This window comes from Kitasatospora sp. LaBMicrA B282 (genome assembly GCF_050325825.1).
Lineage (GTDB): Bacteria > Actinomycetota > Actinomycetes > Streptomycetales > Streptomycetaceae > Kitasatospora.
This window is the reverse complement of sequence record NZ_JBNQTI010000012.1, coordinates 1-13,039: the sequence shown is the minus strand read 5'-3', so window position 1 is coordinate 13,039 and position 13,039 is coordinate 1. Positions and strand designations below refer to the sequence as shown.

The window sequence follows — 13,039 nt, the reverse complement described above, 5'->3', positions numbered from 1 at the left end:
CCGGTCTGCCCCTTCTGCAACCTGATTCGGCCGTGGTCGAAGCCGAACGGCCCCTCAACAGAGCATTCTCTCCCGACGGACCCGGTGCGACGCCCATCCGAGCGCCCAACCAGACGCCCGGCCGCACGACCGACCGCACGACCGACCGCCCGGCCGCAACCGACAGGCCCGCCCGCAACCGACAGGCCCGGCCGACGCCGCGTCGGCCCTCACCCGGTGGCCGCGGCCGCCGCCCGCCCCACGGCGCGCCCGCCGAACAGGCAGCCGCCCAGGAAGGTGCCCTCCAGCGAGCGGTAGCCGTGCACCCCGCCACCGCCGAACCCGGCCACCTCGCCCGCCGCGTAGACCCCCTCCAGCACCGTGCCGTCGGGCCGCAGCACCCGCCCGGACAGGTCGGTCTCCAGGCCGCCGAGCGACTTGCGGGTCAGCACGTGCAGCCGCACCGCGATCAGCGGCCCGGCCCCGGGATCGAGCAGGCGGTGCGGCGCGGCCGTGCGCACCAGCCGGTCGCCGAGGTAGCGGCGGGCCCCGTGGATCGCGGTGACCTGGAGGTCCTTGGCGAACGGGTTGGCGATCTCCCGGTCCCGGGCCTCGATCTCGCGGCGCAGCGCCGCCTCCTCGATCAGCGCCTCGCCGGTCTTGCGGTTCATCCCGCGCACCAGCTCGCCGAGCCGGTCGGCCACCACGAAGTCGGCCCCGTACCGCTTGAAGGCCTCCACCGGGCCGGGCGCGCCGGGCAGCGCCCGGCCGAGCACCTGGCGCAGGCTGCGCCCGGTCAGGTCGGGGTTCTGCTCGGAGCCGGAGAGCGCGAACTCCTTCTCGATGATCTTCTGGGTGAGGACGAACCAGGTGTGCTCGTACCCGGTGCCCATGATGTGCTGCAGGGTGCCCAGGGTGTCGAAGCCGGGGAAGAGCGGCACCGGCAGCCGGTTGCCGCGGGCGTCCAGCCAGAGCGAGGACGGGCCGGGCAGGATCCGGATGCCGTGCTTGGCCCAGATCGGGTTCCAGTTCTCGATGCCCTCGGTGTAGTGCCACATCCGGTCGCCGTTGACCAGGTGGCCGCCGGCCGCCACCGCGACCTGCTGCATCAGGCCGTCGACGTGCGCCGGCACCCCGCTGAGCAGCTTGGCCGGCGGCGTGCCGAGCCGGGCCGGCCAGGCCTTGCGGACCAGTTCGTGGTTGCCGCCGATGCCGCCGGAGGCGACCACCACCGCCTGCGCGCGCAGGTCGAAGCTCCCGGCCACCACCCGGGAACTGGCCACCCCGCGCGGCACGGTGCTCGGCGCCAGCACCTCGCCGCGCACCGTGTCGGTCACCCCGGCGCTCTGCGCGAGCTCGGTGACCCGGTGCCGGAAGAGGGTGCGCACCAGCCCCTTGGCGATCCCGGTGCGCACCCGACGGGCGAACGGTGCGACCAGCCCGGGCCCGGTGCCCCAGGTGATGTGGAAGCGCGGCACCGAGTTGCCCGGGCCGCTGGCCAGCAGCCCGCCGCGCTCGGCCCAGCCGACCACCGGGAAGAAGCGCACGCCCTGGGCGTGCAGCCAGGCGCGCTTCTCGCCGGCGGCGAAGTCCAGGTAGGCCTCGGCCCACTGGCGCGGCCAGTGGTCCTCGGCGCGGTCGAAGCCGGCGGTGCCGAACCAGTCCTGCCGGGCGAGTTCGCGCGAGTCGCGGATCCGCATCCGGCGCTGCTCGGGCGAGTCGACGAGGAAGAGGCCGCCGAACGACCAGTGCGCCTGCCCGCCGAGCGAGGCGGCCGGCTCCTGGTCGAGCAGGATCACCGAGCGGCCCGCGTCGGCCAGTTCGGCGGTGGCCACCAGACCCGCCAGCCCGGCTCCGATCACGATGACGTCGGCGTCCAGTGCCATGCGCGGGCCCTCCGGTCTCGGGGACGGGTCCCGGCCCTCGCGCCGGGGTGAACCGATCCTTCAGCGTCGTGCGGCGGGCGTCAACCACGCCCGGGGCCGGGAGCTGGGCATTTCGGCATTTCGAATTTCGCTCCACCGTGACGCGGAATTCCGGAAACGAATTGTTTTCCGAATTCTGTGGACTCGCAGGTAACCTGACGGTAACTTACTTGCAAGTAGCCGCGGCGGCCCTGCGCATACCCCACTGTGCAATTCCCCCCACCCGTCATCACGTTTCTCTCCCCCAGGAGGAACCCGTGCTCACCCCTGCCCGGAAACTGACCGGCGGCCTCGTCCTGGCCTCCGCACTGCTCGCCCTGACCGTCCAGTCGGCCACCGCCGCCACCGGCACGTCCGGCACCGCGCCGTACCCCTCCTACGTGGCGCTCGGCGACTCCTACGCGGCCGGGGCCGGCGTCCCCGACCAGTCGGACGGCCTCTGCCTGCGCTCGGACCACAACTACGGCCACCTGGTGGCCGCCGCGCTCGGCACCGCCTCGTACACCGACGCCACCTGCTCGGCCGCCAAGATCAAGGACATCACCGGCGCCCAGTACGACGCGTTCATCAAGGTCAACGACCCGCAGCTGAACTCCGTCTCGGCCGACACCAGGCTGATCACCCTCGGCATCGGCGGCAACGACCTGGGCACCTCGGACCTCGGCATCGCCGACGTGATCGCCACCTGCATCGGCGGCGCGGTGGTCAACCCGACCGGCACCCCCTGCAAGGACGTCTACGAGCACGGCCACTGGGCGTGGGACTGGAACGCCCTCCGCTTCACCTGGCAGTACGGCGAGGACACCCTGGTCGACCGGATCGACGCCGCCGCACCGCAGTTGGCGAGCACCCTGCAGCAACTGCACGCCAAGGCCCCGCAGGCGAAGATCCTGCTGGTCGGCTACCCCTCGGTGCTGCCCGCCGACGCCGCCGGCTGCGCCGGCCGCCAGCCGGTGACCGTGGGCGACGTCGCCTACCTGCACGGCATCCTGGGCGACCTGAACACCATGCTGGCCGGCACCGCGGCCGCCAACGGCGCCACCTACGTGGACACCCAGACCCCGACCACCGGCCACGACGTCTGCTCCGACGACCGCTGGATCGAGGGCGCCCTGCCCGGCCAGCCCGCCGTCCCGTTCCACCCGAACGCGACCGGCGAGCAGGCGATGGCCCAGGCCGTCCTGGCCGCGCTGCACTGACGCGGGAGCACGGCCGGGACCGCCGGAGGGGGGATCACTCCCCCTCCGGCACCGCCGTTCCCGCCCCCTCCAGCGGCGCCGACCACTTCTGCTCGACCTTGCCGAACTTCCAGAAGGCCAACGCCCCGGCCCAGGTGAGCACGAAGAGGCCGACGATCGCGAAGCCCACGTTGTTCAGGTCCAGCGTGGCGATCCAACCGATCGGACCGCCGGTGATGCCGTACCGGTCGGCCAGCAGGCCGATCAGCTCGATCGCCCCGATCACCAGCGCGACCAGCACCGACAGGCCGGTCACCGTGAGGTTGTAGTAGATCTTGCGGACCGGCTTGGAGAAGGCCCACTCGTAGGCGAAGTTCATGAACGAACCGTCGATGGTGTCCAGCAGGCTCATTCCGGCGGCGAACAGCACCGGCAGCACCAGCAGCGCGTACCAGGGCAGCGAGAAGGCCGCCGCCCCGCCGGCCAGCACCAGCAGCGAGACCTCGGTGGCGGTGTCGAAGCCGAGCCCGAAGAGCACCCCGACCGGGTACATGTGCCAGGACTTGGAGACCGCGCGGGTCACCCGGCCGAGGATCCGGTTGAGGAAGCCGCGCTTGTCCAGCTGCGCCTCCAGCTCCGCCTCGTCGAAGTGGCCGCCGCGCATCTTCCGGAAGACCTTCAGGATCCCGTTGAAGGCCCCCAGGTTGACCAGGCCGATCAGCAGCAGGAAGGTGCCCGAGACCGAGGTGCCGATCAGGTTGGTGGTGCGGTGCAGCTGGGAGTCGTCCGCCTCCACCGAGGAGGCCAGCGAGCGCACGCCGAAGGCCAGCAGCGCGCAGAGGCCGAAGACGATCGAGGAGTGGCCGAGCGAGAACCAGAAGCCGACCGAGAGCGGCCGCTTGCCCTGGCCCATCAGCTTGCGGGTGGTGTTGTCGATCGCCGCGATGTGGTCGGCGTCGAAGGCGTGCCGCATGCCCAGGGTGTAGGCGGTCAGGCCGAGCCCGGCGCCGAAGGCCTGGTTGCCGATCGAGTAGTGCTTGGGCGCGATCACCGCGAGCAGGGTGAACCAGCCGATCACGTGCAGCGCGAGCACGAAGCCGCCCATGCCGGCCAGCCGCAGCCACTCCTCCCGGGTGAGGCGGGCCGTCCAGCGGCGCCGGGCGGTGGCGGGGACCGGTGCGCTGCTCATGGGCGGCGACCTCTTTCGTGCAGTAAGGGGATTGAACTTCGACGGGACTGGCACATCCTTCCCTCCCGACCAGCGCAGTTGCAAGTGATGTGCAATTGGTCCCGGTGTGCGGACATCTTTGGTGGCGATTCGCGGCGTTTGTCCGATTCCTCATCTATGGTCGGTGCATGCGACACCCCGTCAGCTACCCGTACCGGACCACCCGCGAGGACCTGCGGATCCCGGTGGCCGAGGGCGTCGAGCTCTTCGCCCGCCTCTGGCGCCCCGTCACCGACGCCCCGGTGCCGGCGCTGCTGGAGTACCACCCCGGCCGGCTCACCGACGGCACCGCCGAGCAGGACGCCGAACGCCACCCCTGGTACGCCGGCCACGGCTACGCCAGCCTGCGGGTGGACCCGCGCGGCCACGGCAACTCCGACGGGCTGCCCGGCGATCCCTACGCCGCCCAGCAGGTGACCGACGGTCTGGCCGTGCTCGCCTGGCTGGCCGACCAGCCCTGGTGCACCGGCCGGCTCGGCCTGCTCGGCCTCGGCTGGGGCGCCGGCACCGCGCTGCGGCTGGCCGCCGCAGCCCCACCGGCGCTGCGCGCCGTGGTCGCGGTCGGCGCCAGCGACGACCGCTACGACAACGGCGGCCACTACCTCGGCGGCGCCCCGCTCGGCCCCGCCGAGCACGCCCGCGCCACCGCGCTGCTCGCCTTCGCCGCCCGGCCGCCGGACCCCAAGTACCTCGGCGACGACTGGCGGCCGCGCTGGCTGGAGCGGCTGGCCGCGGTGGAGCCGCCACTGCACCCCTGGCTGGCCCACCAGAGCCGGGACGACTACTGGCAGCGGGCCGGCGCCGCCGGGCAGCTGGCCGGCATCCGGGCCGCCGTGCTGGCGGTCGGCGGCTGGGCCGAGCCGTCCCGGGACACCGTGCTGCGGCTGCTGGAGGAGGTGCGGGCGGCGCCGGTGCGCGGGCTGCTCGGCCCGTGGAGCCGCCAGTACCCGGACCGGGAGCAGGCGCCCGGCCCGGCGATCGGCTTCCTGCAGGAGACGCTGCGCTGGTGGGACCAGTGGCTGCGGGAGGTGGACACCGGGGTGACCGAGGACCCGGCACTGCGCTGCTGGCTCGCCGCCCCCGACGGCAGCGGCCGCTGGGTGGGCGACGAGCGGTGGCCCTCGGACGACGTACGGGAGATCCACTACGGCCTGGCCGAGACGCTGCGCACCGCCGGCACCCCGGAGGGCGAGCGCCTGGTGCCGGTCCGCTCCCCGCAGCACACCGGCATCGACGCCGGTCGGCCGCTGCCGCACGGCACCGCCACCGACCTGCCCGGCGAGCAGCGCGCGGAGGACGGCCGCTCGGTCTGCTTCGACAGCGCGCCGCTGGCCGAGCGGCTGGAGGTGCTCGGCCGGCCCGCGGTGCGGCTGCGGCTGCGCTGCGCGGTGCCGCGGGCGCTGGTGGTCGCCCGGCTCTGCGCGGTGGCACCGGACGGCTCCTCCACCCTGGTCACCCGCGGCGCGCTCAACCTGGCGGCCCGGCACGGGCGGGAGGTGGCGGTGCCCTGGGAGCCGGGCGCGGTGGGCGAGGTGGAGTTCGAGCTCGGCGCGGCCGGGTTCGCCTTCCCACCCGGCCACCGGATCCGGCTGGCCCTCTCCTCCGCCTACTGGCCCTGGCTGTGGCCCGCGCCGGACCCGGAGGGCTTCGCCGTCGACCCCGGGCCCAGCGTGCTGACCCTGCCGGTCCGGCACCTGGCCGCCGATGTCGGCCGGGCCCCGGTCGACTTCGCCGAGCCGGAGCAGGCCGAGCCCCTGGCAGTGCGGCACTCGGCCGACCCGGCGGCCGACCCCGCCCGGCTGACCGTGCACGACGCGGCGGCCGAGCAGTGGCGGCTGGAGCTGAACCCGCGGCCGGCCGGCACGCTCACCTTCCCGGACGGGCTGGCACTGACCGAGCAGGCCCGGGCGGTCTGCCGGATCGACCGCGACGACCCGCTGTCCGCCACGGCCGAGGCCCACTGGTCGGTCCGGCTGGAGCGTCCCGAGTCCGGCTGGGACGTCACCGTGCAGGCCCGCTCGGAGCTCGGCTGCGACGCGGCGGCGTTCACCGTGCGCAGCCGGCTGACCGCCTGGGAGGGCGGCGCGGTGCTCTTCGAGCGGGACTGGGAGCGGCGCATCCCGCGCACCGCGGGGTAGCGCCGCCGCGGCTGGTCACGGCGTCGGGTACTGGTCCGGCGGGACCTTGCTCGAGGCGGTGTCGCCGGGGTCGGTCCCCGCCTTCGCGTGCAGGGTGATGGTCTCCTCGTAGTACGTGTAGCTGCCGTCGCCGTGGTAGTCGGTGGTATACGGGACCGGACTGTCGAACTTCTGGAAGTCGCAGTTCTCGGTGAACATCTTCGCGTTGGCGTCCCAGTCCAGGCCCGAGGTCGTGTAGACGTCGTAGGTGCCGTCCTCGATCCCGTTCACCGTCGTGCTCTGGCCCTTCACCACGTACAGCGAGTAGGCGGACTGACCGCTCTTGGAGAGCGTCACCACGGCGTCGCCGTCGCCGTTGCTGTTGTCCACCTTGAGCACGCCGGTGCCGCTGGTGCCGCCCTGGCGGACCCAGGTCCCGTTGCCCAGCGCCCGCTGCTGCGGAGCCGGCAGGGTCGGCGCGGTGTAGTTGGACGCGTAGCCGGCGGCGCTGAGGGTCTGCAGCGCGCCGGCGACGTCCTTGAGGGACTGCAGCTGGCCGGCCTCGGCGAGCGCCGAGGAGGTGGCGCACGCCTTGTCGGTGGTGATGTCGGTCTGCACCGTGCCCAGGTCGGTGGAGAGGACGTTGAGCGCCGCCCAGAGCTTGTGGTTCTGGTCCGAGGCGTCGGCCGGCGCGGTGCTGTCCTGCAGGTCCCGCGAGGCGGTGCTGGCCGCCTGCTGGGCGTTGTCCAGCGCGGTGCCCAGGTCCTTGAGGTTGGTGGCCTTGTTCAACAGGGCGAGCGCGGCGCCGACCGGGGTGACCGCGTCGTCGAGCGCCTCGCCGTACGGGAGCGCGGTGGAGCTCGGGCTCGGCAGCGGCCCGAGCGCGTCGGTGCTCGGGCCGGCGTGGAAGCCGGGGCCCGAACTGCAGGCGGTGGCCAGCAGCAGGGAGCCGGCCAGTCCGGACGCCCCGAGCAACCGCTTGGCCGCGACGGTGCGGCTGGTGCGTGCTGATCCGTGCAAAGTAGAAGCCCCCCAAAACGGCCCTCGCGCGTGCGTGCGCGGACAGCGTCCCAAAGTCCTACCGACCGGGTCAATCGGTGGTGCGCAAGTTGTGAAGATACGTGTGCGGAGGGTGCAGGGCCGCCCTGAGGGGGCGGGAGGCACCGTGGCCGAGTCGTCATCTACGATCGGCCGAGTGCTCGCCCTGACCGGAACCCCCCTGCAGATCATCGCCAGCGTGCTCGCGGTGGCCGCCTTCGTCGCGACCATCTGGCTCTGGCCCAAGCTCGGCGGCAAGGGGGTCAAGGCCCTGCTCGGCCGGCTCGGCGCCTTCTTCGCCACCCAGGTGCTGGTGCTGGTCGCCATGGCCCTGGTGGCCAACTCCTACTTCGGCTTCTACACCACCTGGACCGACCTGCTCGGCACCGCCGGCGGCCCGGGCACGGTGGTGGACCACACCCCGGGCAACGCGCTGAAGGTCACCGGGGAGCAGAAGTTCTACTCCTCGCAGGGCTCGGCCGAGGACCGCTCCGGGGTGATCCAGAAGGTCTCGGTGACCGGCGCCACCTCGGGGCTGCGCAACGACGGGTACGTCTACCTGCCCCCGCAGTACTTCCAGCCGGCGTACGCGGGCAAGCAGTTCCCGATGGCGCTGGTGCTCTCCGGCTACCCCGGCTCGGCCGACAAGCTCATCTCGCTGATGCAGTACCCGGCCAGCACGCTCAAGGCGATCAACGCCAAGCAGCTGCCGCCGACCATCCTGGTGATGATGCGCCCGAGCCCGATCGCCAACCGGGACACCGAGTGCATGGACGTCCCCGGCGGCCCTCAGGTGGAGACCTTCTTCACCGAGGACCTGCCGAAGGCGATGGCCGCCGGCTACCGGGTCGCCCCGCAGGCCGGCGCGCACGCCGTGCTGGGCGACTCCACCGGCGGCTACTGCGCGCTGAAGTTCGCGCTGCGCAAGCCGGACGCCTACGGCGCGGCGGTCGCCCTGTCCGCCGACTACAGCGTCTCGAACGACCCGACCACCGGTGACCTGTTCGGCGGCAGCGCGCAGCTCAAGCAGGAGAACGACCTGCTCTGGCGGCTGCGCAACACCCCGGCGGTGCCGGTCTCGCTGCTGCTGGCGACCAGCCCCAACGAGGACAACTACAAGGCCACCCAGGAGATGGTTGCCGCCTTCAAGGCGCCCACCAAGCTGTCCACCATCACGTTGGACGTCGGCGGCCACAACTTCCGCACCTGGGGCCGGGAGATCCCGCCCGCGCTGACCTGGCTGGGCCGCCAGTTCGCTGCGGCGGACCCGGCCGCGGCCGCGGGCGCCACCCCGCAGCCCGCGCCCATCGCCTGATCCCCGGCGCCCGGGCGGTGCCGCCGGCTCAGCCGTTGCCGTCCTGGTTGTCGGTGGCGCAGTGCGTGCCGGCGGCCGGCATGGTGCCGCCGAGCAGGAAGGCGTTGACCGCGCGCTGCACGCAGCTGCTCTTGTCGTAGGCGGTGTGCCCGTCGCCGTCCCGGGTGAGCAGCGTGGCGTCGGCCAGCATGGTGGACAGGTGCTGGGCCCACTGGTACGGGGTGGCGTCGTCGCCGGTGGAGCCGACCACCAGGATCGGGGCGCTGCCGGCCGCCTTGATCTGCTGCGGCGGGGTGGGCTGCTGGTGCGGCCAGGCGCTGCAGTCGATGCCCAGCGCCAGGTCGTCGACGGTCATCCGGTGGGTCAGGTAGGGCGCCTGCTGGTGCAGCTGCTGCAGGGCCTGCTGGAGCTGGTCGGCGGTGGGGGCCGGGCCACCCTCGTCGGCGCAGTTGATCGCGGCGTTGGCGTCCGCCTCGTTGCTGTAGTGGCCCTGCTGGTCACGGCCGTTGTAGTTGTCGGCGAACGCCAGCATGAGGTCCGGGCGGTGCTGGCGCATCGCCTGGGAGAGGCCCAGCCGCAGGTACTGCCAGTCCTTGGCGGAGCCGTACAGCAGGCCGAGGGTGCCGGTCCAGGCCAGGCTGGAGTTCAGCACCCGGCCGCTGGTGGCGGAGGTCAGCGGCTGCGCGTCCAGGCCGTCCAGGAAGTCGGCGGCCTTCTTGGCGGCGGTGTCCGGGTCGCTGCCGAGCGGGCAGTCGCTCTGGCTGACGCAGTCCTTGGCGAACCGCTCGTAGACGCCCTCGAAGCCGATCTGCTGCTGCACGTCGCCCTGCAGCGGGCCGACGCTCGGGTCCATCGCGCCGTCCAGCACCAGGCGGCCGGTGCGGTCGGGGAACTGGTCGGCGTAGTCCGCGCCGAGGTAGGTGCCGTAGGAGAAGCCCAGGTAGTCGAGCTTCTGCTCGCCCACCGCGGCGCGCAGCACGTCCAGGTCGCGGGCGGCGTTGACGGTGCCGACGTAGGCCAGCAGCTTGCCGGACCTGGCGGCGCAGGCGCTCTCGAACTCCTTGCCGGTGGTGTCGGTCGCGTGCGGCTGGGCGACGAACCGGTCCCGGGTCGCGTCGTCCAGGCAGTGCACGGGCGTGCTCGCGCCCACGCCGCGCGGGTCGAAGCCGATCAGGTCGTAGTCGGCGTTCAGGGCGCCGAACTGGCGCACCGCGGTCTCGGCCAGGTAGTTCACCCCGGAGCCGCCGGGGCCGCCGGGGTCGAAGAAGAGCGAGCCGAGCTTGTGGCCGGGCTGGGTGGCGCTCTTGCGGATCAGCGCCAGGTCGACGGTGCCCAGGCCGGGGTTGCCGTAGTCCAGCGGGACGTGCGCGGTGCCGCACTGGAAGACCGACATGTCGACACCGGAGTCCTCCGGGTCGGGGGCGCAGCGGCCCCAGGCGATCTGCTGGCCGTAGAAGGGCTCGAGCGCCGGGTCGGCCTGGCCGCTCGGCGCGGCGCTGCTCGGGCCGGCCGACGGCGCGGCCGGGGGGCTCGACGCGGCGGCGCTGCCGGTCGCGGCGGCGGAGGCCACCACCGAGGGGGTGGCGGTGCGCGTGGCCGCCGGGTGGCCGCCGGAGCTGCTGCAGCCGGCGATCGCGGTGACTCCCAGGACGGCGGGCAGGATGCGACGCGACAGGTGCGCCAGAGAGTTCGTCACCGCAGAGAGATATCACCCTCTCTTCATACGAACACACCCCGGGGGCACCCGATCCGCACAACCGCAGGTCGAGGGGAGGGGAGTTGACCGCCGATCAGCCGCCGATCAGCCCCCGATCAGCCTGCGGTCGACCGCCGGTCAGCCGCCGATCGCCGACATCGGCCGCTCCGGCTGGGTGAACCCCGCCGAGTTGATCTCGTGCCCCGGCCCCTTGCGGGCGATGGTGTTGCGCCACGCCTGCTCGATCGCCGCGTCCGTCGCCCCGCCGCGCAGCAGCGCCCGCAGGTCCGACTCCTCGGTGGCGAACAGGCAGTTGCGCAGCTGGCCGTCGGCGGTCAGCCGGACCCGGTCGCAGGTGCCGCAGAACGGCCGGGTCACCGAGGCGATCACGCCCACCACGGTGTCCGTCCCGGCGATCCGGAACTCCTCGGCCGGCGGGGTGCCGGCCCCGCGGGCCAGCGGCGCCCGCTCGACGGGGACCAACTCGAAGCGCGCGCCGAGCACCGCCAGCAGCTCGTCCGCGGTGATCATCGCCGACCGGTCCCAGGCGCCCTGGGCGTCCAGCGGCATCGACTCGATGAACCGCATCCGGTAGCCGTGGTCGGCGGCGAACTCCACCAGGTCGACGATCTCGTCGTCGTTCACCCCGCGCACCGGCACGGCGTTCACCTTGACCGGTGCCAGCCCCGCCTGCCGGGCCGCGGCCAGACCGGCGAAGACGTCCGCGATCCGGTCACGGCGGGTGAGCTCCTGGTAGCGGTCGCGGCGCAGCGTGTCCAGGCTGACGTTCACCCGGCGCAGCCCCGCGGCCTTCAACTCCCCGGCCATCCGGGCCAGTCCGATCCCGTTGGTGGTCAACGACAGCTCCGCGCCGAGCTCGGTCAGCCGGGCCACCAGACCCGGCAGCCCGCGCCGCAGCAGCGGCTCGCCGCCGGTCAGCCGCACCGAGGCGATCCCCAGCCGCTGCACCGCGATCCGCGCCAGCCGGACGATCTCGTCGTCCGTGAGCACCTCGGCCTTGGGCAGCCAGGCGAGGCCCTCGGCCGGCATGCAGTACGTGCAGCGCAGGTTGCAGCGGTCCGTCAGCGAGACCCGCAGATCGGTGTGGACCCGGCCGAAGCGGTCGACCAGCGGGGAGGGTGCGGTGTGCATAGTGGCCAGTAGAAGCCGTCGGGCGGCAAAGATCCAGGGGTGCTTCGACCGGCTTCCGTCCGAGGTCAACACGGCACCCTTGTGGAATCACACAGCGCGCAGGACGCCCGGGGCGGGTCATGCTGGTGGCATGGCCGAACCCGACCCCCGCAAACCCGAACCCACCCCCGACACTGCCCTCGCAGCTGCTACCGGGGAACCCCTGCCGGTGGCCGCCGTGGTGCTGGCCGCCGGCGGCGGCCGGCGGCTGGGCGGGCGACCCAAGGCGCTGCTCCCGTTCCGCGGCCGGCCGCTGGTCGAGCACGCCGTCGAGGTGGTGCGGGCCGGCGGCTGCACCCCGGTCCTGGTGGTGCTCGGCGCCGCCCGCGAGCAGGTACTGGCCGAGGCCGACCTGACCGGCTGCACCGTGCTGGCCAACCCCGACTGGGCCGAGGGCATGGGCGGCTCGCTGCGGGCCGGCCTGGCCGCGCTGCCGCCCGGCTGCTCGGGCGCGCTGGTCGCCCTGGTCGACACCCCGGGCGTCACCCCGGCCGCGGTCGCCCGGCTGGTGGCCGCGCACCGGGCCGGCGCCGAGCTGGCCGCCGCGAGCTACACCGGCCGCCGCGGGCACCCGGTGCTGATCGGCGCCGCGCACCTGGCCGAAGCGGCCGCCGGCGCCCGCGGCGACGCCGGCGCCCGCGCGTTGCTGGCCCGCCGCAGCGCCCAACTGCGCCTGGTGGAGTGCGGCGACGTCGCGGTCCCGGACGACCTGGACACGCCCGCCGATCTGGCCCGCTGGGCGGCGGGTTGACCCGGCGCCCGCGATGGCCGGATCACCCTGAAAAATCCCTGATCATTCCACCCGTTCCGCACCGGCTGCGGCGCATTTCGGGGAGCATGGGAGGCGACCCGGCCATCTCCACCCGAACGGACGGTGCGCGTCTTGTCCGGACACCCGCTGCCTGACGACCACTCCGGCGACCAACCCTGGCGCGGCACGCCGCAGTCCGGAGGCGAGCTCCCCGAGGCCGCGCTCACCCCGGCCACCGCACGGCCGATCCGCTGCCCGGCCTGCCGCCGCGAGCACGTCTACGAGCCGCCGGCGCTGCCCTGCCCGTGCGGGGCCTCGCTCAAGGTGCCGCTGCTGCGCGGCGGGGTGCCGGTGCAGGTGCGGTTCCGCTCCTGGGAGGACTCCTGGCTGAGCATGCGCTGCCCGAGCTGCGGCCGCTCCGACCAGTGGCCGCAGCCGGAGTTCACCTGCAACTGCGGGGCCACCGTGCGGCTGCCGGTCGACCGCGCGCCGCGCACCGGGGCGGTCGGGCCGCAGACCTCGCGGCCGCTCGGGGTGCGCCCGCTGGGCCCGACCGCCGGCGCCGGTGACCCGTTCTACGCCGATCGCCAGGGCCGGCCGGACCTGCGCGCGACCGGCGGC

At 73.8% G+C, this 13,039-nt stretch carries 9 protein-coding genes and 1 pseudogene; 5 read left to right on the top strand and 5 right to left on the bottom strand.

Annotated features, from left to right (window positions below; all coding sequences use genetic code 11):
• Positions 1-209 precede the first annotated feature (209 nt).
• Positions 210-1,865 carry an FAD-binding dehydrogenase gene (locus tag ACQRUO_RS05995; RefSeq protein ID WP_428314671.1) on the bottom strand — a complete coding sequence of 552 codons (1,656 nt, stop codon included), beginning with the start codon at positions 1,863-1,865 and terminating at the stop codon, positions 210-212.
• Between the two features lie 296 nt (positions 1,866-2,161).
• Between ACQRUO_RS05995 and ACQRUO_RS05990 the strand changes: the two genes are divergently transcribed.
• On the top strand, positions 2,162-3,103 hold the full coding sequence (locus ACQRUO_RS05990; protein ID WP_428314670.1) for an SGNH/GDSL hydrolase family protein: 942 nt from the start codon (positions 2,162-2,164) through the stop codon (positions 3,101-3,103).
• Between the two features lie 34 nt (positions 3,104-3,137).
• On the opposite strand, the gene ACQRUO_RS05985 is transcribed toward ACQRUO_RS05990, so the two are convergent.
• Entirely contained in the window at positions 3,138-4,271 is a 1,134-nt protein-coding gene (locus ACQRUO_RS05985; protein WP_428314669.1) for a HoxN/HupN/NixA family nickel/cobalt transporter, read from the bottom strand.
• Positions 4,272-4,438: 167 nt separating this feature from the next.
• Here ACQRUO_RS05985 and ACQRUO_RS05980 point away from each other — a divergent pair, with 167 nt between their 5' ends.
• Complete coding sequence (locus ACQRUO_RS05980) at positions 4,439-6,448, top strand: CocE/NonD family hydrolase (protein ID WP_428314668.1); 2,010 nt, start codon at positions 4,439-4,441, stop codon at positions 6,446-6,448.
• Positions 6,449-6,463: 15 nt separating this feature from the next.
• Here the strand turns inward: ACQRUO_RS05980 and ACQRUO_RS05975 are convergent, their stop codons facing one another.
• Entirely contained in the window at positions 6,464-7,447 is a 984-nt protein-coding gene (locus ACQRUO_RS05975; RefSeq protein WP_428314667.1) for a hypothetical protein, read from the bottom strand.
• Between the two features lie 175 nt (positions 7,448-7,622).
• Between ACQRUO_RS05975 and ACQRUO_RS05970 the strand changes: the two genes are divergently transcribed.
• Positions 7,623-8,780 (top strand): alpha/beta hydrolase, encoded by a 1,158-nt coding sequence (locus ACQRUO_RS05970; protein ID WP_428314666.1) that lies wholly within the window; start codon positions 7,623-7,625, stop codon positions 8,778-8,780.
• Between the two features lie 28 nt (positions 8,781-8,808).
• On the opposite strand, the gene ACQRUO_RS05965 is transcribed toward ACQRUO_RS05970, so the two are convergent.
• Positions 8,809-10,476, bottom strand: a complete 1,668-nt coding sequence (locus ACQRUO_RS05965; RefSeq protein WP_428314665.1) for an alpha/beta hydrolase — start codon at positions 10,474-10,476, stop codon at positions 8,809-8,811.
• A 138-nt stretch (positions 10,477-10,614) separates the two neighbouring features.
• Positions 10,615-11,628: a GTP 3',8-cyclase MoaA gene (gene moaA, locus ACQRUO_RS05960; protein ID WP_428314664.1), complete on the bottom strand. Its 1,014-nt coding sequence runs from the start codon at positions 11,626-11,628 to the stop codon at positions 10,615-10,617.
• Between the two features lie 208 nt (positions 11,629-11,836).
• On the opposite strand from moaA, the gene ACQRUO_RS05955 reads away from it, so the two are divergent.
• Entirely contained in the window at positions 11,837-12,418 is a 582-nt protein-coding gene (locus tag ACQRUO_RS05955; RefSeq protein WP_428314739.1) for a nucleotidyltransferase family protein, read from the top strand.
• Positions 12,419-12,550: 132 nt separating this feature from the next.
• Positions 12,551-13,039, top strand: a pseudogene (locus ACQRUO_RS05950) (hypothetical protein); the annotation flags it as partial.